Here is a 20,417-nt window from a genome sequence, read left to right as displayed (position 1 = left end):
GCAAGCCTCTTCTGCCCTTCCCCGCGGATGTGACGCATGCCATCACGGCATGCAACTTGCGTCGCGCTAGCCCGTCTGCGCGCAACGACAGAACGAACGCCGGGCGACGCCCGGCGATATCACACATCCTGGAGAGACAGCATGAAAGCAACGACCTTGGCAGCAGCGCTTGCTGCTTGCCTGGCGCTCGCGACCGGCGCGGCCCTCGCGCAAGGCGGCGGGGCGGGAAGCGGCAGCGGCGGCAGTGGCGGGAGCAGCAGCGGTGGCGGCAGTGCCGGCGCCGGACCCAGCACGACCCCCGGCACGGGTACCAGTGCCACGGGCTCGGGCAGCACCAGCGGCAGCGGTGGCACCTCGGGCTATCAGTCCGGCAGCGGTTCGGGCAGCAAGAGCGGCGCCAGTGCCCCGCGCGGGCGTTCCGGCAGCGGTGGGACCGGTGGCACCGGCACCGGATCCGGCACCGGCTCGGGAATGGGCTCCGGCAGCCCTGGAAGCCCCGGCAGTTCCGGCAGCACGGGCACCTCGGGCTCGGGCGGTACCGGCACCGGTACCGGCGGGCTTGGCACCGGCGGCATGGGTTCCGGCGGCGCGGGCGGCTCGGGCGGGACCAGCGGCGGTTCCGGCGGCCGCTAAGCCAGGCGTCAGCGCGCCGGCAACGGGGCGCTGACTCGGCCTTGGGCCGCGCTCAGGTCTCGCTCAGGTCTCGCTCAGGTTTCGCTCAGGCCGCGGCCCGCTGCAACACCCGCATCGCCTCCCCCGCCTCGCGGCGCAGCGCCTCGAGGTCCAGTCCCACGATCGCGCCGTCCTGCACGACCTGGCGTCCGCGCACGAACACGTGGCGCACCGGCGTCGGTTCGCCGGCCGCCACCGGCGCGGCGGCGATGTCGTGAAAGCCGTGAAAGCGCAGGCCGCTGACGTCGTAGATCGCCAGGTCGGCCGACTGCCCGGGCGCCAGCGTGCCGATCCGCGGCAGGTCCAGCACCGCGGCACCCCCTGCCGTGCCCCAGTGAATCACCTCCTCCACCGTCGTCTGCGCGGCGCCGCCGACCGCGCGGTGCACCAGCCAGGCGAAGTTGGCCTCGTGGACCATGCTGCCCGACTCATTGGAGGCGACGCCGTCCACCCCGAGCGAGATGCGCACGCCGGCATCGGCCAGCGCGCGCACCGGCGCCACGCCGCTGCCCAGCCGCGCGTTGCTGACCGGACAGTGCGCCATGCCGGTACCGGTCGCGGCCAGCATGCGGATCTCGTCCGGCGACAACGTGACCAGATGCGCGAACCAGACGTCCGGGCCCAGCCAGCCGTGCTCGCCGACGAACTCCACCGGCGTGCAGCGATATTTCTCCCGGCAGAAGCGCACGTAGTTGTCGGTCTCCGACAGATGCGTATGCAGGCGCAGGCCGAGACCGCGGCCGAACTCCGCCAGCTCGCGCAGCATCGCGGGCGGCAGCGAGAACGTCGGCGTGGTCGGCGCCACCGCGACGCGGCGCATCGCATCGCCGGCCGGGTCGTGATAGCGCGCCTTCAGCCGTTCGATATCGGCGACCATCTCGTCGAGCGTCTCCGGCACCAGCGCGGTCTTGGACATGCCGGGATGGTCGGCCGCCGACTGGATCGCGCCGCCGCGGCACAGCACCAGCCGCAGCCCCATTTCAGCGGCCGCGTCGAACAGCAGGTCGCCGGTCTCGGCGCCATGGCCGTGGTGATAGAGGTAGTGATGATCGGCGCAGGTGGTGGTGCCCGACAGCAGCAGCTCGGCCATGCCGAGCCGCACCGCGGCGCGCAGCACCTCGGGCGTGAAGGCCGCCAGGCGCGGATACGGCACCGCCGCGAGCCAGGCCTGCAGGTCGGCGTTGATGCCGGCCGGCACGGCCTTCAGCAGGTTCTGGAACAGATGGTGGTGCGTATTGATCCAGCCCGGGTAGACCACGGCGCCCGGGACATCGAGCACGCGCTCGCCGGGCAGCGGCACGAGCCCTGGCGCGATCTCGGCGATGCGGCCGTCGCGGATGCGGATATCGGCCGCGCCGGCGCGCGCCGCCGGGCCCGCCTGGCCGGTCATCACCGCAGCGGCGCCGCGGATCAGCAGGTTGTCGCGCAGGGTCTCGCGCTGTTTTTCGTTCAGGCATTGGACTTCAGTCAAGATCAGATCTCCGGGGCATGTTCGCCGGCGTGCGCCAGCGGTGCGTCACGGCGCGGCAGGCCGTTGAGCAGCAGGTTCAGGAAGACGGACACCACGCAGGCGATGATCACGCTGCTGTGCACGAACGGCTGCAGCGCTTCGGGCAGCTTCTCGAGCACGGACGGCATGATCACCGGCATCAGCGCGCAGGCCAGCGTGATGGCGACGATGGTCAGGTTCGAGCGGTTGTTCTCGTAGTCGACCTGGCCCAGCGTCTTGATGCCCGCCGCGCCGACCACGCCGAACATCACCAGCGCGGCGCCGCCGAGCGCCGCGGCCGGGATCGACGCAAAAAGCGCGCCGATCTTGGGCACCAGCGCGACCGCACACAGCATCAGGCCGCAGGTCGCCACCACCCAGCGGCTGCGCACGCCCGTCACGATCACCAGCCCGACGTTCTCCATGAACGCGATATACGGAAAGGCCGCGAACATGCCGCCGATCGCGCTGGCCAGGCCGTTGGCGCGCAGGCCGTTGGTCGCCTCGCGTTCGCTGACCGGGCGCTTGACCAGATCGCCGATCGCGATGAACAGCCCCATCGACTCGACCATCTGCACCAGCATCACGATCGTCATCGTGACGATCGCACCGATATCGAATACCGGCAGGCCGAAGGCTAACGGCTGCACCATCGTGAACCACGGTGCGCGGCGGACCTCGGTGAAGTCCCCCATGCCAAGCGCGGTCGCAACCGCCGCGCCGGCCAGCAGGCCGATCAGCACCGACAGGTTGCGCAGGAACTCGCTGCCGTAGCGATTGATCGCCAGGATCAGCGCGACCACCCCGATCGCGACCGCAAAGAACACCGGCGCACCGAACTGGGGCGCACCGCGCCCGCCGCCGAGCCATTGATAGGCAACCGGAAACAGCGACAGGCCGATCGCCGTGACGATGCAGCCGGTGACCACCGGCGGGAAGAACTGCCGCAGCCGGCCGATCACCGGCGCCAGCAGCAGCGTGATCACGCCCGCGCCGATGATGGCGCCGCAAACGCCCTGGAAGCCCAGCGACGGATCGGTGCCGATTGCGATCACCGGACCGACCGAGCTGAACGCGACGCCCTGCATGATCGGCAGCCGCACGCCGAACTTCCAGAAGCCGACGGTCTGCAGCAGCGTGGCGATGCCCGAGGTGAACAGCGCGGTGCTGATCAGCAGCGTGGTCTGCGCCGGCGTCATCTTGAGCGCCGCGGCGACGATCATCGGCACCGTGATCGCGCCCAGATAACTGACCAGCATGTGCTGGAAGCCCAGCGTGAGCATGGCGCGCGGCGGCAGCACCGCGTCGACCGGGTGTTGGGGCGAAGCCATCGTCGTCTCCTTGGTGGTGGCTGTAGGGCGCTCGAAGCGGCGCCTGCAGCCACAGTAGCGGCCGCGCCCATCCCCTCATAGCGCAATTGCGAAGGCGATAGGCGCAAAGCGCAGCGATGTGAGGCCGCCGTGCAATGGCGGTGCGACGGCGATGCGATGGTCCAGGAACACGATGGCCATGCCGCGGTGCGCTGCGGGTTTGTCCCGGCTTTGCCGTCGGCAACGGCGGCCCTTACGATAGGCGCGCACCGCCTGCCCCGATGCCTGCTACCGCATCCTCTGCTCGACGTTTCCATGCTGCCGCCTTCCGACGTTTCCGCGCCCGGCAATGGCGCCGTCCATCGTTTCCACGCCAGCGAGCTGCTTCACGTGCAAGCGCTGTGCGCGCGGCTGTTCGGGCCGGCACGCGTACGGCCGCTCGATACGCGCGCACCATTGCATGTCGAAGGCGAGCAATGCCATATCGGGCAGCTGTCGCTGGTCGATATCCGCTACAGCACCGCGATGGAGATCGAGCCGCAGGCCGGCAAGGACGAGTACGTGATCCAGACCACGGTGGCCGGCCATTGCGAGGCGCTGACCGAGGGCCAGTCGCAGCATTTCGCGCACGGCAGCACGCTGATTGCCTCGCCGACGCTGCGCACGCGGCTGCTGCTCGATAAGGATTGCGAACGTTTTTGCGTGGTGCTGCGCCGGCGCGCGATCGAACACGCGTTCCGCGAGCATTTCGGCTTCGAACCGCCGGCGCCGATCGCGTTCGCGCCGCGCCTGGCCAGCGATGATGGGCTGAATGGCCGCAATGGGCTGGCCGAGCGCTGGCAGGCACTGGTGGGATATCTGCGCGCGGAGATGCGCACGCGCCGGGCCGGCGCCGCCAACCCGACCATCGACGCCAGCATCGAGCATATGGTGGTGTCGACGCTGCTGTTCGACCAGTTCTCCGGCGACGGCGCCACGCTGCCGCGACGCTTCCAGCCGACGCTGCCGACCTATGTGCGGCGGGCCATCCAGTACCTGCGCCGCAATCTCGATCGTCCGATCACGATGCGCGAACTCGCCGACCATTGCGGCGTGTCGGAGCGTTCGCTGCAGGTCGGCTTCCGGCGCACCAAGAACGCGACACCGATGGAATATCTGCGGCTGCTGCGGCTGCAGGGCGCGCGCGACAGCCTGCTACGGGCGCCGCAGCAGCCGGGCGCCGTGACCGCGATCGCGCTCCGGCACGGCTTCGCGCATCTGAGCATGTTCTCGCGCGAATACCGGCGCGAATTCGGGGAACTGCCGTCGGACACGTTGCGCCGCGCGCATCGGCGCGAAGGATAGAGGCAGTTTTATCCAGCGATCCCAGCCGTGGCGGCGCGGTTTTTCCGCCCCGCCTCCCCGCCGCCACGGCGCCGATGCGACGCTGCGCCCTCGCCTCAACGTGCCAGGCAGATCCCGAGCATTGTCTGCAATCGGCCGCGGTCCAGGTTGCGGCCGATAAAGACGAGCTTGCTGTCGCGCGGCGCGTCCAGCCATGGATCGCCCGCATGCAGGTCGAGCTGCCGGTGCACGGCCTGCAGCACATGGCGCCGCCCGCTGCCGGCGACCGCGACGATGCCCTTGATGCGGAACAGGTCGTCGCCCTGCGCCGCCAGCAAGGCTCGGATCGCGCTGGCGAGGCGGTCTCCGTCGAACGGCCGGTCGAACACCAGCGAGACGGAAGACACCGAGGGGTCGTGGCGGTGCGCGTGCTCGCGATCGTGGTCGTGGTCGTGGTCGTGGCCGCAGTGCTCGTCGCAGACGTGGCCTTCTCCATGATCGTGATCGTGGCCGTGCTCGTCCTCGCTGTCGTCGAGCACGGCCAGCCCCGGCGTAAACCCGCCGATCCCCAGGATCCGCCGCAGGTCGACGCGCGCGTAGTTCGAACGCAGGATCTGCGCGCCCTCGTTGAGCCGGCGCAGCCGCGCCTCCAGCGCGTCCACCGCCGCCGGGTCGGCCAGGTCGGTCTTGTTGATGACGATGCGGTCGGCCGCGACGATCTGGTCGACCGCCTGATTGTCGAAGCCGCGCAGCCGCGGATCGTCCAGATGGCTTTCGATATGCAGCGCGTCGACCAGCGTGACCACCCCGTCGAGCGCGACCTCGCGCGCCACCTCGTGGTCCATGAAGAAGGTCGCTGCCACGGGGGTAGGGTCGGCGAGGCCGCTGGTCTCGACGATGATATGGTCGAAGCGTTCGGGCTGCGCCAGCAGCTTCTGCAGGATGCGGACCAGATCGGTACGCACATCGACCACGCAGCAGATGCAGCCGTTGGTCATCTGGTAGATCTCTTCGTCCGAGCTCAGCACCAGATCCGAATCGACATCGACCTCGCCGAACTCGTTCTCGATCACCGCGATCCGATGGCCGTGCCGCTCGGTCAGGATATGGTTCAGCAGCGTGGTCTTTCCCGCGCCGAGAAAGCCGGTCAGGATCGTCACCGGCACCGGTACGGGCGCGCGCTCCGCAGCGTGTCCGGCGGCTTGCTCGCCGCTGGCAGGGCGCACCGCTTCAGGCATCAAGGACGTAAGGGCATTCATCGTGTCTCCTCCTGCGCCATGGCAGTCGGCATCGCGTCGGCCGGCACGGGACGCATCCCCTGCCAACGCGCGACCAGACCGGCATGGTCGATATCGAACAGGTCGAGCGTACGCCCGACGGTATGGTTGACAAGATCGTCGATGGTGCCTGGCCGGTGGTAGAACGCCGGCACCGGCGGCAGCACGATCGCGCCCATCTCGGTGACCGCGGTCAGGTTGCGCAGATGGCCCAGATGCAGCGGCGTCTCGCGCGGCAGCAGCACCAGCCGGCGCCTTTCCTTCAGCATCACGTCGGCGGCGCGCGTGACCAGGTTGTCGGCGATGCCATGGGCGATCGCCGCCAGCGAGCGCATCGAGCACGGCGCCACCACCATGCCGGCGCAGCGGTAGGAGCCGCTGGCGATGGTCGCGCCGATGTCCCGCACGTTGTGTGCGACGTCGGCCAGCGCCTCGACCTCGGCGCGGCGCAGGCCAAGCTCGTGCTGGATGGTCAGCCAGCCGGACGGCGTCACCACCAGATCGGTGCGCCAGTGCGGCTGCTGTGCCAGCCACTGCAACAGGCGCACGCCATAGATCGCGCCGCTGGCGCCGGTGATGGCGACCACGAGGCGCCGGCTCATGGGCGCCCCAACGCTTCGCCGAGCAGCCGCGCCGCGCGCGCCATCGCCTCGTCGCCGATGCGCGCGCGGATGCCGTCGAACTGCGGTCCGCGTGTCGCATCGAGCCCCATGCGCGACGTCGTACCGACGCCGGATGCCGACGGATCGAGCGCGCTGCCGGGCAGGCCGTCGACGACCACCACGTCAAGATGCGGCTGCAGATGCGTGGCGACCGCCCACAGCACCTCTTCATCGCGCGTGATGTCGACGTCCTCGTCGACCGCGATCACCGTTTTCAGGTACGGGTCCCAGCCCAGCAACCCCAGCATGACCTGGCGCGCCTCGCCGGCGCGCATCGGCTTGAGCGCGACATAGGCATGGAAATGCGTGCCCGAACTCGGGTAGTGCACGGCGGTGACGCCGGGAAAACGCTCCTTCAGCTTCTCGACCATCTCCGACTCGCGCGGAATCCGCCCGAGATTGAGGTGCTCGGCCGAATTGCCGCCGACCACGTCGATCAGCATCGCGTCGCGCCGGCGCAGGATCGTCTCCACGCGCAGCAGGTTGTTGGTCGAGCGGTCTGACGAATAGCCGGTGAACTCGCCGAACGGCCCCTCGTCGACGCGCGCCTCCGGATCGATGACCCCTTCCAGCACGATCTCCGCGCTGGCCGGCACCGCGATGCCATGGCGCGGCGTGCGCACGACCTCGAGCGGCGCGCCGAACAGGCCGCCGGCGACGTGGCGCTCGTCGACGCCGTACGGCAGCCGCGCCGCACCGGCCAGCATGAACAGCGGATGCGCGCCGATCACCATCGCGACCGGCAACGGCTGCCCGCGCACGGCGGCCTGCTGCTGCATGCGCCACAGGTGGCCGCGCGAATGCAGGCTGGTGGCGATGCCGGTGGCCGAATGCACCATCGAGCGGTGGTAGCTGGCGTTGCCGATGCCGGTCTCCGGATCCTGCGCGATCAGGATCGCGTTGGTGATATAGGGCCCGCGGTCGGTAGCGAAATGCCGTATGGCCGGGATCGTGCTCAGGTCGATGCCGTCGCCCTGCACGACGTCGAGCACCGGCCCGCTGTCGACCTCGCGCGGCGGCACCAGGCGTCGGCTGCGTGCCTGATATTCGGCGTGGATGCCGTCGGCGCCGACGCCAAGCAGCCGGCCGACGCGCTCGCGCGAGGCGAAGATATTGGTGACCAGCGGCGCGTCCAGACCACGCACGCGTTCGAACACCAGCATCGGATGGCGGCCCTGCGCGGCCAGCTGCCAGACCACGGCGGTCGCATCCTGATCGGCACCGACTTCGTCGCCGATCACCAGCACATCATCGGGATGCGCGGCCCGGTAGGCCGACAGAAAGTCGCGGAAATCCTGCGACGACGAGTAGCGCCCAGAATCGCACCCCGAATCGCGCCCCGAATAGCGCCCCGAATAGCGCCCCGAATTGAGCGACGATGTCATCGTTCTCTCCTTGTCACGCCGGCCGGGCCGCGGCACGCGAAGGTGCCGGGCCCGGCCGGCCGCCGTGTGGGGCGGTTCAGCGAAGACCGGCGTAGGTGTCGGTCAGGCGCGCCTGCGCCTCCTCCATCGTGCGCGGCGGCGGCGTGGTCTCCAGGCCGATCAGGCGGGCGATGTTGTTGCCCATGTAGTCCTCCAGGCCGTCCTCGTCCAGGTCCATGCCCTGCGGCGCGGGGCCGCACAGCATCTCCAGCTCGCGCAGCCACATGCCGGGCTCGTTCGGCGGCGTGTCAGTGCCGAACACGATCTTGTTGCGCGGCAACTGGCGGGCGAATTCGACGATGCGCGACTGGAAGCACCAACCCGATTCGCAATAGACATTGGGCGTGTCCATCGCCATCCAGAACGCCTCGAACGAATAATTGCCGCCGGTCTGGATGCCGAAATGGCCGATGATGAAATTGACCATCGGGAATTCGCGGATGATCGGATAGAACATCGTCGGAATCGTGTACGGCCCGTCGCCGGTGTGGATCAGCACCACGACGTTGTACTTGGCACACATCTTCAATGCGGGCCGCAGCCAGTCGAGCGCGCGGTCGGGGCGATAGCCGTGCATGTTGGCATGCAGCTTCATCATCTTGAAGCCGTATTCCTTGACGTGGTATTCGAGCTCGAGCGCGCCCTCTTCCGGACCCCAGCGCGGATTGAAGGTGAAATTGCCGATGAAGCGGTCCGGATATTTCTGGCACAGCTCGGCCACATAGGCCATGTAGTCGCGCACGCCTTCGCGGCCGCGGCGATTGCCGTCGCGATAGCCGGTATTGCCGGGCGGCGGCTGGATGAAGCCCATGTCGATGCGGCGCGGCTTGCCGTTGATGATGTAGGGGCCGTCCATCATCTTGAGCAGGCGCTCGCCGGTGAACGGTTCGCCGGTATGGCGCCAGGCCTCGTCGACGAGGTTGGTGGGATGCAGATGGGTGTCGATGATCATTGCAGTGGCTCCGTGCGGGGCTGCGTGGTCTGGAAGCGGTCGTGGGCGGCGCGGCTCAGGCGGCGAGCCTGGCGCGGGCCTCTTCGACCGTGCGCGGCACCGGCGTCGGTTCGAGCCCGATCATCCGCGCGACGTTGTTGCCGAGGTAGTCCTCGAGCGTGTCCTCGTCCAGATTGAGCCCCTGCGGCGGCTCGAAACACAGCACCTCCAGCAGGCGCAGCCACATGCCCGGCTCGTTCGGCGGCGTATCGGAGCCGAACAGGATCTTGTGCTTGGGCAACACCTTGGCGAACTCGACGATGCGCGACTGCAGGCACCAGCCCGATTCGCAATAGACGTTCGGCAGGTCCATCGCCATCTGGAACGGCTCGAAGCAATAGACGCCGCCGGTCTGCACGCCGAAGTGGGCCATGATGAAATTCACCGTCGGGAATTCCTTGATCATCGGCACCCATTCGGTCGGGATGCTGTAGGGGCCATCGCCGGTATGCAGCTTGACCAGCACGCCCAGTTCCGCGCATTTCTGCAGCGCCGGACGCAGCCAGTCGAGCGCGCGGTCGGGTCGATAGGCGTGCATGTTGGCCTGGAACTGGACCATCTTGAAGCCGAGCTTGCGCACGTAATGGTCGATCGCGTTGACGCCGTTCTCGACGCCGCAACGCGGGTTGTAGACGAAGCAGCCGATGAAGCGGTCGGGATATTTGCGCACCATCTCGACCGTGTAGGCCATGTAGGCGTCGATCGATTCGCTGCCCGACCTGGTGCCGTCGGTCCAGGTGTAGATGGTGTTGCCTTGCGGCGGCTGGATGAAGGCGCGATCGATGCGGCGCGGCTTGCCGTTGATCAGGAATGGGCCATCCATCATCTGGATCAGGCGCTCGCCGGTGAAGGGCTCGCCATCGTGCCGCCATGCCAGGTCGACCAGATTGGTCGGATAGCAACTGGTGTCGATGATCATGCGGGTGTCTCCTCGCAATGCTGCAGGTTGAAGGCATGCGGGACCGGGCCGGTCATTGCGGGACCGGCCGGGTGCGCGTTGCGTTCGGGAGCACTGTCGAGGGGAGCGTTGGAAGAATGCGCCACCGACGGTACTCCGTCAGTGAGCAATCTCCAGTTGAACGATCGCGGCATTGCGCCGCTGCTTGTTCAATCGACCGCTTCTACCCACGGCGCCTTTATACCGCCGTGGAAATTCGGATGTCAAGCGGGAAGCGTGAACGCCGATGTTGCCGTGCCCACGTTCCCGCGCTCGGATCGATCGCCGGAGCGTGCGATCAGGCGTTGGTACCGTTATCGATGGTCCATGCCGCGCCGGTCACCGCCTGGCCTTCCGGCGAGGCCAGCAAGGCCACGACCGCCGCGACATCGTCCGGCGACGCGAATCGCTGCGGACCCGCCATCAGCGAGCGCTGCCATTCCGCATGCGGGCCATCCGGCGGGTTCATGTCGGTGGCGGTCGAACCGGGATGCACGACATTGACCGTGATGCCGCGCGGACCGAAGTCGCGCGCCAGGCCCTGCGTCATGCCGACCAGCGCTGCCTTGCTGGCGCTATACACCGACATGCCCTGCCCCGGCACGCGCACCGCCAGGTTGCTGCCGATCGAGATGATGCGGCCGCCATCGGGCATCACCTTGTCGACCGCCTTGATCGCGGCGAAGGCAGCGCGCACATTGACCGCCATCGTGATGTCGAAATCTTCGATGCTCAGGTCCGCCGGCGGACCGACGCGGAAGATGCCGGCGTTGTTCACCAGGATGTCGATCTTGCCGAATTGCCCGGCCGCGCGCGCCACCGCATCGGCGACCGCCTTCGGATCGGCGTTGTCCGCCCGAATCGCCAGTGCCTGGCGGCCGTGCGCGCGCACCTGCGCGGCGACCTCTTCGGCTTGCTGCTCCGAACTGGCGTAGGTCAGTGCAACGTCCGCGCCATCGGCGGCCAGCCGGCGCGCGATCGCGGCGCCGATGCCGCGGCTGCCGCCCGTGACCAGGGCCGTTTTTCCTTGCAGGGATGCCATGTCTTGCTCCTTGAACGTGGTGTTCAACGTCGTATGTCGGTTCGCCGGTCCGCCGCCCCAAGGGCTGCCGAACCGGCATCGTCGGTTTCACCCATAATTTGTACTTTCCGGTACAAATTTAAGGCAGATTATTGGCACGTTGTCGCCGACGGTCAAGGGATTTACTATCCGGTCAGTACAGAATTCACCGTTCCATCCATGAGCCAACGAGGAAGACCCCGCGCCTTCGACCGCGACACCGCCCTGCAGGCGGCGATGCGCGTGTTCTGGGAGCGCGGCTACGAGCAGGCGTCGCTGAGCGAGCTGACGGCCGCGATGGGCATCAACCGGCCCAGCCTCTATGCCGCCTTCGGCGACAAGGCGCAGCTGTTTCGCGAGGCGACGGCGCTGTATCAGCGGACCATGAACTTCACCACGCCGGCACTCGCCCGACCGACCGCACGCGCGGGTATCGAGGCGATGCTGCGCGACAACGTCGACGCCTACTGCGACCCGGCGACGCCGCGCGGCTGTCTCGTGGTATCGGTCGCCGCCGCCTGCCCGGACGAGGACAGCGAGATGAAGACCATGCTGTCGAGCAAGCTGCGCACGGTCGGCGAGTCGGTGCGCCAGCGGTTGAAGCAAGGCGTCGAGGCCGGCGAACTGCCCGCCGACACGGACATCGGCGCCCTCGCGGCCTACTTCGAAACGGTGCTGCAGGGGCTGTCGATCCAGGCCCGCACCGGGGCCTCGCGCCAGCGGCTGCACCGGGTGGTGGACTGCGCGATGCGGGTGTGGGACAGCGTATCCGGCGAGCCGCAGAAACGCCCCGCGCGGCAGCGTAGTGCCTGATACGCCTCTTCAAGACCTCCTTTCCTGACGACCAAACGAGCGCGATGCAGGTCGCCCGATGCCATCGTCGTTGCTTGGTGTCAGAAACTATTATAAACTTCCGACAGCCCGAGGAGGAACGATGGGAACCCTTGCCCAACAGATCACCGAATACGCAGCCGGACTACCGGAAGGCACGCCCTTGATGGCCAAGGGCTTGCTGCATCTGGGAAATCGCGCCGCCGTCGACCAGGCGCTCAGCCGTATGGCGCGCCGTGGCGCATTGCTTCGCATCGAACGCGGTATTTATGCCGTTCCCGTGCCTACCCGCTTCGGCAACCGGGCGCCGGCCGCCTCGGCATTGATCGAGGGTCTTGCCCGGCAGCGTGGGGAAACCGTCGTGCCTCATGGCGCCGCGGCGGCCAACGAACTGGGGCTGACGACGCAAGTTCCCGTGCGCGCCGTGTATTTGACCTCCGGCCGCAGCCGCCTGCTTACGCTGGGCGCCCAAGTCATCGAGTTCCGGCATGCGCCGCGATGGCAGTTGGCATTGGCCGGCCGCCACGCCGGAAAGGTCCTGCGCGCTCTGACATGGCTCGGCCCCCAACATGCCAACGAAGCGATCGCAAAACTGCGCGCCCGGCTCTCGGCATCCGACCTTGCCGAAGTCGCGTCTTCACGCGGTCAGCTGCCCACGTGGATGGCCAAGGAAGTGAGTACCTTGCTGCAGCATTGACCCAACGTGACCGAGTTCTTCAGCCTGTCCCGGGCGGAACAACGGGATGCTCTCGAAGTGGTCGCGACGCGATCCGGCAGGCCGCCGCATCTGCTCGAAAAGGATCTATGGGTGGTATGGTCGCTGCGCCATCTCTTTGCCGGCCCTCATGCCGATCATCTGGTCTTCAAGGGCGGTACTTCTCTGTCCAAGGCGTATGGCGCGATCCGCCGCTTCTCAGAAGACATCGACCTGACCTATGACATCAGGGCGATCGCCGGCGACCTGATCGGGGACACCGGCGAACCGCTGCCGCCTAACCGTAGTCAGGAGAAGCGATGGACCAAGGCCATCCGCACGCGCCTGTCCGTTTGGGTCATGACCGAGATGCTTCCGTCGATTCAAGACGAATTGGGGAGGCAACGGCTGCGGGCTGCCGCCAGCGTGGACGGTGACAAGGTCTTTATTGCGTACGAGCCGCTGTCCGGTGGAACCGGCTACGTTTCCCCGGTCGTCATGCTCGAGTTCGGTGCCCGATGTACGGGCGAGCCGAGTCATCTGCGCCCGATCCACTGCGATGCGGCCGCGCATCTTCGCGAGATCGCGTTTCCAGACACTACCGCGCGCGTCATGCGCGCCGAACGCACGTTCTGGGAAAAGGCCACGGCGATTCATGTCTACTGCGCACAGGGTGAGTTCCGTGGCAGCGCGCGTTTCGCCCGGCATTGGCACGATCTGGTGCGCCTCGACGACGTCGGATTCGCCGATGCCGCCCTTGCCGATCGCGGTCTTGCCCACGCCGTCGCGAAGCACAAGGGGATTTTCTTCGCCGAGAAATTTCCTGGCGGCGAACCGATCGACTATGGCGTGGCGGTGTCCGGGGGCTTGCGATTGGTCCCTGACGACAAGGCGCTTAGCGCATTGGCCTCCGACTATCAGCACATGATCGATGACGGCCTGCTGCTTGACGATGGCGAGCCATTTGAAATACTGCTGGAGCGCTGCGCCACCATCGAACGCAGAGCGAACGACCTGGCCCGCGGTACAGAACCACTGCCCAAAAATACGTTCTGATCCGCGGCTCGCGCTATGGCGAAGGGCGTTTCAAAGCTCCGGTTCACGCCGATTCACACTGCTAGGCCCCAAACCGCATGCCGCGCGCCAGCAGCATGGCGGCCAACGCCGATAGCGCCACGACGGCCGCGGCGGCGTGCCAGCCCCACGCCTCGATGGCCGCGCCCACGGTAACGGGTCCGACCACCTGCCCAACATTGCTGCCCTGCATCAGCAGGCCGATCACGACCGGCAGCAGTCCCGCCGTGGGGGCGACGATGGACGCGCCCGACAGCAAGGTCGCGGGAATCAGACCGCCCACCGCCGAGAACAGCAGGCACAGCAGGAAGGTCGGCACATCGCCGAAGAGCGGCAGGAAGATGCCGAGCGCGGCCAGTCCCATGGTCAGGCAGGTAGCGCCCACCACCAGGGACCGCGATACGCCGCGCGCCAGCAGATAGCCCGCGGCCAGATTGCCGATCATGTTGGCGGCGATCGCGAGCGCCGTCAGCAGACCGACCATGCGGTGGGAGACGCCGATCCGTTCGATCAGCAGCACCGGCAGGAAGCTGAACAACGCAAAGAACATCAGGCTGTACAGCGCGAAGCAGGCCGCGAGCCGCAGCGGCTGCGAGGCGCGCAGCACGGACACGATATCGGCGCGCATGGTTGCGGCAGCACCCGCGACGCCGTGCGATCGCAAGGACGGCTGCGGCGACGCCGGCCGCTGCGCCGCAGCCGGTATCGCCAGCCGCGTCGCCACGGTCGCGACCACGGCCAGCGCCGCGCTGCCCCACCATAGTCCGCGCCAGGTGCCGAACAGCGGACCGGCGACCATCGCCAGCGCCATGCCGGCCGGCATGAAGCAGCTCCACAGCGCAAAGGCGATATCGCGCCGCTGCGGCGTCACCACCCGTTGCAGCACCGCGGGCCCGGCCACGGCGATCAGCAGGAAGCCCAGCCCTTCGACGAAGCGCGACGCGATCAGCGCCGGCAGCGTCGGCGCCAGGGCGCCCGCGCAGGCTCCGACCACCACTGCGAGCAAACCGCCCAGCAAGATCCGCCGGTCGCCGAATGCGGGCACCAGAGCGCCGGCCGGAATCCCGCCCAGCGAGCCGAGCACCGCGACGATGGCCATCAGCCAGCCCGCCTGCGCCAGGCTCGCGTCAAGCTCGGCCCGCAGCATCGGCATCGCGATCGCGGCCTTGCCGACCTGCAACGCTGCCACGACGCCGGCGCCGACCACCACCGCCACCGTCAGCCACATCGCCGCGTTGCCTGACCTCGCGGCGGCTATCGGCGTCGCTTTGCCAGACCGCGCGGCGGGCATCCGCGTCACCTTGCCCCACCCCTTGGCGGCGGACCATGCCCGCCGCCGCTTCGCACGATCGTTTGCACAATCCGCCATCTCGGTCTCCCTGCCGGAACTCGCGATGGCGGACAGCATCGCACCGTCTGTACATCGACGGAAGTGATATAAGTTCGATCCAAACGATCGATCCAATAGATCATTGGAGCGACGGCTTCCGGCTACCCAACTCATGCTCGACGCCCTGACCCTCGACCAGCTGCGCACCTTCGCCACCGTCGCGGACGCCGGCAGTTTCCGCGCGGCAGCGGCCAAGCTCGGCCGCGTGCAATCGGCAGTCAGCCATGCGATCGCCAATCTGGAGGCGCAGCTCGGCGTCGCGCTGTTCGACCGTAGCGCGCGGCGTCCGGTATTGACCGCCGAGGGCCAGGCCCTGCTGGTCAACGCGCGCGACATCCTGCTGCGCGTCGACGCGATGCGGGCACGGGCCCGGGGCCTCGGTCAGCAACTGGAGCTCGAACTGTCGGTAGTCGTCGATACGCTGTTTCCGCTGGGGCAGATCAGCGCCGCGCTGGAAGCGATGCGCGACCGCTATCCGTCGGTGGCGATCCGGCTCGCGGTCGAACCGCTGGGCGGACCGCTGGCCGCCCTGCTCGAGCAGCGCGCCACGCTGGCGGTGATGGTCGGCGAGGGCTTTCGCGATCCGCGCGTCGCGCTGCAGGCGCTGTCGTCGACCGAGGTGGTGGCGGTCGTGTCCGCTCGCCATCCGCTGGCATCGCGGCGGCGCGGCCCGCCGCTTGGCATTGCCGATCTGGCCGATCACCTGCAGATCGTGCAGTCCGACCCGACGCCGCTGTCCGCCGGCCGCGACTTCGGCGTGCTGTCGCCGCAGACCTGCCGCGTCAACACGCAGGACACCAAGTACGCGCTGATCCTGTCCGGCCTCGGCTGGGGGCGGCTGCCGCGCTGGCTGGTCGAACGCGACCTGCGCGAGGGCCGGCTGGTTCGCGTGGCCACCACGTCGCTGGGCCGCGATGCGCGCGTCCTCTACGAGGCCTATCTCGCCCATCGCGTCGACCAGCCGCTTGGACCGGCCGCGCAGGCTTTCCGCGAAGCCCTGACCCGCATCGCCGCGCAAGGTTGACCGACTCCTTATGTTGCGAAGCGCCAATGGCCGACGACTTATGTTGCAAACAGGAATGGTTATCAATAAGATTGACGGCTTTTTGTAACCGCAGATTACGAGAGAGCCCGGACCGCGCGCCATGAGACAAGAACGAGCCTGTTTGCAACCGTCGCGGCTGACGCCGTCGGCCCTGATCGCCGCGGCCATCGCCGGCGGCGTCCCGCTTTCCACGCTGGCGCAGCAGGCGCCGTCCGCCAGCCCGGGCACCGCGCCGGCGCATGAGCTGAGCACCGTCGAGGTACGGGTCGACCGGATCAAGAGCGATCTGGTCAATCCGACGCGGCAGGTCACCGTGATCGAGCGCGAGCAGATCGAGGAGCTGAAGACCGGCTCGACCAATCTGGCGACGATGTTGAGCAAGCTGATTCCGGGCATGGCCGATTCGAGCCGCACCGTGACCGACTTCGGCCAGACGCTGCGCGGACGCAGCGCGCTGGTTCTGGTCGACGGCATTCCGCTCAATACCAACCGCGATTCAGCTCGCAATCTGGCAACGATCGATCCGAGCAACATCGAGCGGATCGAAGTGCTGCGCGGCAGCAGCGCGCTCTACGGCGCCGGCGCGAGCGGCGGCATCATCTCGATCACGACCCGCAGCGCGGGCGGCGCGCCCACCGCCGACACCACGGTAACGCTGGGCACGCCGCTGACGCGGCTCAGCAAGGAGGGGCTCAGCGCCAACGTGCAGCAGCACTTCTCCGGCAGCCAGGGACCGATCGACTACGCCTTCCACGTCGGCGCGCAGCGCATCGGCAGCCCCTACGACGCGCACGGCCATCGGATCGCGCCCGAGCCGAGCCAGGGCGATCTGTTCGATTCCAACGTCTACAACATCAGCGGCAAGCTGGGCTGGCGCATCGACGGCCAGCAGCGCGTCCAGCTGAGCCTGAGCCGCTATCACGCCAGGCAGAACACCGACTACGCCTCCGACCCGTCGGTCGGACGCCTGCCGCCGGGCTCGGCCACGGCGCGCGCGATCCGCGGGCTGCAGCTGGAAAACCAGAACGAGCTGCGCAACACGGTGCTGAACCTGGATTACCAGCACCAGGACTTCTACGGCAGCACGGTATCGACGCAGTTCTACTATCGCGACTACTTCACGCGCTTTCCTCCGTTCGACGCGCGCGCGGTCGCCACGCGCGGCGGCAACGTCGACCAGATCAGCCAGAACAGCAGCGTCTTCGGCGGCCGGCTGACCGTCGGCACGCCGCTGGGCACGAGCAAGCAGACCAAGCTGCTGTGGGGCGCGGACTACAACCAGGAACGCAGCGACATGCCGCTCGACGTGTTCGACGCCGCGCGCTACGACGCCAGCGGCGGCCTGGTGTTCCAGCGCACCGGCGGGCTGACCTATATGCCGCCGCTGACCACGCGCAGCGGCGGCGTGTTCGGCCAGCTGCAGCACAAGTTCGACGAGCGCTGGTCGATGGAAGGCGGCGCGCGCTACGAGCGCGCCAGCGCCAGCTTCGACGACTTCGTGCCGCTGTCGCAGTCGAAGGTCGCCAACCCGGTCGGCGTCAAAGGCGGCACCGTCGACTACGGCGCCTGGCTGTTCAACATCGGCGCGGCCTTTGCGCCAGTCAAGGGCCAGGAGTTCTATGGCGCCTTCAGCCAGGGCTTCCAGCTGCCGGACATCGGCCTGCAGATCCGCAATGCACGCCCGGGCTTCGACATCAACTCGTCGAGCCTGGAGCCGGTCAAGACCAACAACTACGAGCTGGGCTGGCGCGGTGCGCTGGGCAGCAACACGCTGGCCAACGTGGCGGTGTTCTACACCACCTCGAAGCTCGGCGACGTGCAGAGCTTCAACAACGGGCTGATCCTGACCCGCACCAAGGAACGGATCTTCGGCGTCGAGGCGGCGGCCGACTACCTGACCGACGACGAGAAATGGGGCGTCGGCGGGACCTTCACCTGGCTGCGCGGCCGCGAGCAGCCGCAAGGCAGCAGCAGCTTCCAGAACATGACGGGCTACCGCATTCCGCCGCTGAAGCTGACCGGCTACCTGCAATACCGGCCGATCAGCCAATGGACCAACCGCCTGCAGGTCAGCTATTACGCCGGGCGCGACTATCGCCTGAACGGCCAGAACGGCTTCGGCAGGCGCGATACCGGCAGCTATACCACGCTCGATCTGATCAGCCGCTACCAGCTGACGCGCAAGGACACCATCACGATCGGCATCGAGAACCTGCTCAATCGCGACTACTACCCGCTGTACAGCCAGCTGCTGCGCAACAGCAGCAATACCAGCCGGCTGCCGGCGGCGGGCATCACGCTGACGGCGATGTATCAGCACCGCTGGTAAGCGGCGGCGAGCCGGGACGGGAGCGCATCGCCTGCCCCGGCTCTGTTCGACCGCATCGCTCGCGCGCATAATTGCAACTGCAACGATACGCAACGGCAACGATACCGGACAGCATCATGACGACAAACGGGCCCGACCTGTGGTTCTCCTTCGTACGCGCGCACCGGCTGATCATCCGCGAGGTGGAACGGCGCCTTGCCGACGCCGGGCTGCCCACCTATGCCTGGTACGACGTACTGTGGGGACTCGAGAGCGGCCCGGGCGGCGCGCGACGCATGCATGAACTGGCCGACGCGCTTGTCATCGAGCGCTACAACCTGACCCGCCTGGTCGACCGGCTGGAGAGCGAGGGCCTGGTCACGCGCACTCGCTCGGCCGACGACGGCCGCGCCGCCTTCCTCACGATCACGCGCGAAGGCCGCGCGCTGCGCAAGAAGATGTGGAAGGTCTATCAGGCCACGATCGCCGACCTGTTCCTGTCTCAGTTCGATCCCGACGACGAACAACGCTTCGCCGACGCGCTGGAGCGTGCCGCCCAGGCCGTGCGCGCTGCCGCGGCCGCATCGCGCCCTTCCTGACGCCGCTGCGCCGGTCCCTGTCCCAGGTGGGAACCGGCTGACGACCCACCACCGGGACCAACCCGTCCTCCCACCATCGCACGCGCACACCACGCCGTGACTGTCGCCGGCCCGGCGACGGCATGCGCGCGTCGACCGCTGCCGTGCCAGCACGCCGGTGCCGCCGGCAATCGGCCGACCGCCCTCTTCGATCGCTCCACCGATGGCCGTGCTTGCCGAAGCCGCCCCCATCGACTACAGTTGCATCTGCAACGATTGCAGATGCAACTCATAGCCATATCGCAGGACATCATCGGAGGAACCACCATGTCATCCGTCATCCCGTCAAGGCTGACCACGCCAGACCTGACCTTCTACACCGCCAACACCCCCAATGGCCAGAAGGTCAGCATCTATCTGCAGGAAGCCGGATTGCCCTACCGGCAGGTGGATGTCGCCCTGGACAAGGGCGAACAGCGCCACCCCGACTATCTCGCGATCAACCCCAACGGCAAGATCCCGGCGCTGGTCGATCACGGCGAAGGCATCACCGTGTTCGAGTCCGGGGCGATCCTCGGCTATCTGTCGAGCCAGTACGGCCCGCTGCATCCGACGCAGCGCCACGAGCAGTGGCAGGTCCAGCAATGGCTGCATTTCCAGGTCGGCGGCATCGGGCCGATGCTTGGACAGCTGTGGTGGTTCCTGCATGGCTCGCAGAGCGGAAATCGCGAAGCGATCGAGCGCTACACGAAGGAAGCGCATCGGCTCTACGGGGTGGTGGACCGACGGCTGGCGGAATCGAACTATCTGGCGCTGGACCGTTACACCATTGCCGACATCGCCGCGTTTCCGTGGTTGCGTAGCCATGACGAACTGCGGCTCGACATCGGGCAATACCGGCATGTGGCCCGCTGGCTCGAGCGGATCGCCGAGCGGCCGGCAGTACAACGCGGTCTCGCGGCGTTGCGCCGGCCCGCGGCGGCAACGCAGGATCGGGCGGAGGCGTGAGCGATGGCGTGGACCTTTCTGTTTGCCGCCGCCGCGCTGGAGATCGTGATGGGCGTCGCGCTGAAGTTGAACCAGGGCTGGACACGGCTGCTGCCGAGCGTGGTGGCCGTTGCCGCTGGACTGGCCAGCATCTACCTGCTGGCCAAGGCGCTGCGCAATCTGCCTGTGGGCACCGCCTATGCGATCTGGACCGGCATCGGCACGCTGGGGCTGGTCGCGATCGGCATCGTCAGCTTCGGCGAGGGCATGCAATGGCAGCGGCTGCTGTTCCTGACGTTGACGGTGGTGGGGATCATCGGGCTGCGGTTCTCCGAGGCGGTGAGCTGACCTGCGGAATAAACCAT

Annotated in this window: 19 protein-coding genes; 10 read left to right on the top strand and 9 right to left on the bottom strand. The window is 67.8% G+C overall.

Annotated features, from left to right (window positions below; all coding sequences use genetic code 11):
• The first annotated feature begins 141 nt into the window (after positions 1-141).
• Positions 142-633, top strand: a complete 492-nt coding sequence (locus FOB47_RS16740; RefSeq protein ID WP_174781592.1) for a hypothetical protein — start codon at positions 142-144, stop codon at positions 631-633.
• Between the two features lie 85 nt (positions 634-718).
• Here the strand turns inward: FOB47_RS16740 and FOB47_RS16735 are convergent, their stop codons facing one another.
• Complete coding sequence (locus tag FOB47_RS16735; RefSeq protein WP_174782465.1) at positions 719-2,062, bottom strand: amidohydrolase family protein; 1,344 nt, start codon at positions 2,060-2,062, stop codon at positions 719-721.
• 83 nt (positions 2,063-2,145) lie between these two features.
• Complete coding sequence (locus FOB47_RS16730; RefSeq protein ID WP_174781591.1) at positions 2,146-3,492, bottom strand: nucleobase:cation symporter-2 family protein; 1,347 nt, start codon at positions 3,490-3,492, stop codon at positions 2,146-2,148.
• A 294-nt stretch (positions 3,493-3,786) separates the two neighbouring features.
• On the opposite strand from FOB47_RS16730, the gene FOB47_RS16725 reads away from it, so the two are divergent.
• Positions 3,787-4,815, top strand: a complete 1,029-nt coding sequence (locus FOB47_RS16725; RefSeq protein WP_174781590.1) for an AraC family transcriptional regulator — start codon at positions 3,787-3,789, stop codon at positions 4,813-4,815.
• Between the two features lie 95 nt (positions 4,816-4,910).
• Here the strand turns inward: FOB47_RS16725 and FOB47_RS16720 are convergent, their stop codons facing one another.
• From FOB47_RS16720 to FOB47_RS16695, 6 genes are all read right to left on the bottom strand, one after another.
• On the bottom strand, positions 4,911-6,053 hold the full coding sequence (locus tag FOB47_RS16720) for a CobW family GTP-binding protein (RefSeq protein ID WP_226994859.1): 1,143 nt from the start codon (positions 6,051-6,053) through the stop codon (positions 4,911-4,913).
• The gene (locus FOB47_RS16715) at positions 6,050-6,673 is read right to left on the bottom strand and encodes a UbiX family flavin prenyltransferase (RefSeq protein WP_174781589.1); all 624 of its coding nucleotides are present in this window, start codon (positions 6,671-6,673) and stop codon (positions 6,050-6,052) included. Before FOB47_RS16715 ends, FOB47_RS16720 begins: the two co-directional genes overlap by 4 nt.
• A complete protein-coding gene (locus tag FOB47_RS16710) occupies positions 6,670-8,118 on the bottom strand; it encodes a UbiD family decarboxylase (RefSeq protein WP_244959443.1) in 1,449 nt (482 codons plus the stop codon). The genes FOB47_RS16715 and FOB47_RS16710 overlap by 4 nt, the downstream gene beginning before the upstream one ends.
• A gap of 76 nt (positions 8,119-8,194) precedes the next feature.
• On the bottom strand, positions 8,195-9,109 hold the full coding sequence (locus tag FOB47_RS16705; protein ID WP_006578677.1) for an amidohydrolase family protein: 915 nt from the start codon (positions 9,107-9,109) through the stop codon (positions 8,195-8,197).
• A gap of 55 nt (positions 9,110-9,164) precedes the next feature.
• A complete protein-coding gene (locus tag FOB47_RS16700) occupies positions 9,165-10,067 on the bottom strand; it encodes an amidohydrolase family protein (protein WP_053821701.1) in 903 nt (300 codons plus the stop codon).
• A gap of 316 nt (positions 10,068-10,383) precedes the next feature.
• Positions 10,384-11,127: an SDR family NAD(P)-dependent oxidoreductase gene (locus FOB47_RS16695; RefSeq protein ID WP_174781588.1), complete on the bottom strand. Its 744-nt coding sequence runs from the start codon at positions 11,125-11,127 to the stop codon at positions 10,384-10,386.
• A 198-nt stretch (positions 11,128-11,325) separates the two neighbouring features.
• Here FOB47_RS16695 and FOB47_RS16690 point away from each other — a divergent pair, with 198 nt between their 5' ends.
• The 3 genes from FOB47_RS16690 to FOB47_RS16680 all read left to right on the top strand — a co-directional run bounded on the left by FOB47_RS16690 (position 11,326) and on the right by FOB47_RS16680 (position 13,726).
• On the top strand, positions 11,326-11,958 hold the full coding sequence (locus FOB47_RS16690) for a TetR/AcrR family transcriptional regulator (protein WP_174781587.1): 633 nt from the start codon (positions 11,326-11,328) through the stop codon (positions 11,956-11,958).
• Between the two features lie 121 nt (positions 11,959-12,079).
• The gene (locus FOB47_RS16685; protein WP_174781586.1) at positions 12,080-12,673 is read left to right on the top strand and encodes a DUF6088 family protein; all 594 of its coding nucleotides are present in this window, start codon (positions 12,080-12,082) and stop codon (positions 12,671-12,673) included.
• A 6-nt stretch (positions 12,674-12,679) separates the two neighbouring features.
• A complete protein-coding gene (locus FOB47_RS16680) occupies positions 12,680-13,726 on the top strand; it encodes a nucleotidyl transferase AbiEii/AbiGii toxin family protein (protein ID WP_174781585.1) in 1,047 nt (348 codons plus the stop codon).
• A 61-nt stretch (positions 13,727-13,787) separates the two neighbouring features.
• On the opposite strand, the gene FOB47_RS16675 is transcribed toward FOB47_RS16680, so the two are convergent.
• Complete coding sequence (locus tag FOB47_RS16675; protein WP_170265861.1) at positions 13,788-14,972, bottom strand: MFS transporter; 1,185 nt, start codon at positions 14,970-14,972, stop codon at positions 13,788-13,790.
• Positions 14,973-15,246: 274 nt separating this feature from the next.
• On the opposite strand from FOB47_RS16675, the gene FOB47_RS16670 reads away from it, so the two are divergent.
• The 5 genes from FOB47_RS16670 to FOB47_RS16650 all read left to right on the top strand — a co-directional run bounded on the left by FOB47_RS16670 (position 15,247) and on the right by FOB47_RS16650 (position 20,400).
• Positions 15,247-16,158 (top strand): LysR family transcriptional regulator, encoded by a 912-nt coding sequence (locus FOB47_RS16670; RefSeq protein ID WP_174781584.1) that lies wholly within the window; start codon positions 15,247-15,249, stop codon positions 16,156-16,158.
• A gap of 121 nt (positions 16,159-16,279) precedes the next feature.
• Positions 16,280-18,508, top strand: a complete 2,229-nt coding sequence (locus tag FOB47_RS16665; RefSeq protein ID WP_174781583.1) for a TonB-dependent receptor — start codon at positions 16,280-16,282, stop codon at positions 18,506-18,508.
• Positions 18,509-18,624: 116 nt separating this feature from the next.
• Positions 18,625-19,086 (top strand): MarR family winged helix-turn-helix transcriptional regulator, encoded by a 462-nt coding sequence (locus FOB47_RS16660; protein WP_053821697.1) that lies wholly within the window; start codon positions 18,625-18,627, stop codon positions 19,084-19,086.
• A 306-nt stretch (positions 19,087-19,392) separates the two neighbouring features.
• On the top strand, positions 19,393-20,073 hold the full coding sequence (locus tag FOB47_RS16655) for a glutathione S-transferase family protein (RefSeq protein WP_053821696.1): 681 nt from the start codon (positions 19,393-19,395) through the stop codon (positions 20,071-20,073).
• Between the two features lie 3 nt (positions 20,074-20,076).
• A complete protein-coding gene (locus FOB47_RS16650) occupies positions 20,077-20,400 on the top strand; it encodes a DMT family transporter (protein WP_053821695.1) in 324 nt (107 codons plus the stop codon).
• Positions 20,401-20,417 lie beyond the last annotated feature (17 nt).

The sequence above is a fragment of the Cupriavidus gilardii genome (assembly GCF_013347325.1).
GTDB lineage: Bacteria > Pseudomonadota > Gammaproteobacteria > Burkholderiales > Burkholderiaceae > Cupriavidus > Cupriavidus gilardii.
Note: the sequence above shows the minus strand (reverse complement) of the source record. Positions and strands in the feature narration are given on the sequence as shown.

What these genes read in the sequence shown, in the direction of transcription:
- FOB47_RS16740 (WP_174781592.1), top strand. Translation starts at nt 142, where the DNA reads ATGAAAGCAACGACCTTGGCAGCAGCGCTTGCTGCTTGCCTGGCGCTC.
- FOB47_RS16735 (WP_174782465.1), bottom strand. Translation starts at nt 2,062, where the DNA reads ATGACCGGCCAGGCGGGCCCGGCGGCGCGCGCCGGCGCGGCCGATATC.
- FOB47_RS16730 (WP_174781591.1), bottom strand. Translation starts at nt 3,492, where the DNA reads ATGGCTTCGCCCCAACACCCGGTCGACGCGGTGCTGCCGCCGCGCGCC.
- FOB47_RS16725 (WP_174781590.1), top strand. Translation starts at nt 3,787, where the DNA reads ATGCTGCCGCCTTCCGACGTTTCCGCGCCCGGCAATGGCGCCGTCCAT.
- FOB47_RS16720 (WP_226994859.1), bottom strand. Translation starts at nt 6,053, where the DNA reads ATGAATGCCCTTACGTCCTTGATGCCTGAAGCGGTGCGCCCTGCCAGC.
- FOB47_RS16715 (WP_174781589.1), bottom strand. Translation starts at nt 6,673, where the DNA reads ATGAGCCGGCGCCTCGTGGTCGCCATCACCGGCGCCAGCGGCGCGATC.
- FOB47_RS16710 (WP_244959443.1), bottom strand. Translation starts at nt 8,118, where the DNA reads ATGACATCGTCGCTCAATTCGGGGCGCTATTCGGGGCGCTATTCGGGG.
- FOB47_RS16705 (WP_006578677.1), bottom strand. Translation starts at nt 9,109, where the DNA reads ATGATCATCGACACCCATCTGCATCCCACCAACCTCGTCGACGAGGCC.
- FOB47_RS16700 (WP_053821701.1), bottom strand. Translation starts at nt 10,067, where the DNA reads ATGATCATCGACACCAGTTGCTATCCGACCAATCTGGTCGACCTGGCA.
- FOB47_RS16695 (WP_174781588.1), bottom strand. Translation starts at nt 11,127, where the DNA reads ATGGCATCCCTGCAAGGAAAAACGGCCCTGGTCACGGGCGGCAGCCGC.
- FOB47_RS16690 (WP_174781587.1), top strand. Translation starts at nt 11,326, where the DNA reads ATGAGCCAACGAGGAAGACCCCGCGCCTTCGACCGCGACACCGCCCTG.
- FOB47_RS16685 (WP_174781586.1), top strand. Translation starts at nt 12,080, where the DNA reads ATGGGAACCCTTGCCCAACAGATCACCGAATACGCAGCCGGACTACCG.
- FOB47_RS16675 (WP_170265861.1), bottom strand. Translation starts at nt 14,972, where the DNA reads ATGTGGCTGACGGTGGCGGTGGTGGTCGGCGCCGGCGTCGTGGCAGCG.
- FOB47_RS16670 (WP_174781584.1), top strand. Translation starts at nt 15,247, where the DNA reads ATGCTCGACGCCCTGACCCTCGACCAGCTGCGCACCTTCGCCACCGTC.
- FOB47_RS16665 (WP_174781583.1), top strand. Translation starts at nt 16,280, where the DNA reads ATGAGACAAGAACGAGCCTGTTTGCAACCGTCGCGGCTGACGCCGTCG.
- FOB47_RS16660 (WP_053821697.1), top strand. Translation starts at nt 18,625, where the DNA reads ATGACGACAAACGGGCCCGACCTGTGGTTCTCCTTCGTACGCGCGCAC.
- FOB47_RS16655 (WP_053821696.1), top strand. Translation starts at nt 19,393, where the DNA reads ATGTCATCCGTCATCCCGTCAAGGCTGACCACGCCAGACCTGACCTTC.
- FOB47_RS16650 (WP_053821695.1), top strand. Translation starts at nt 20,077, where the DNA reads ATGGCGTGGACCTTTCTGTTTGCCGCCGCCGCGCTGGAGATCGTGATG.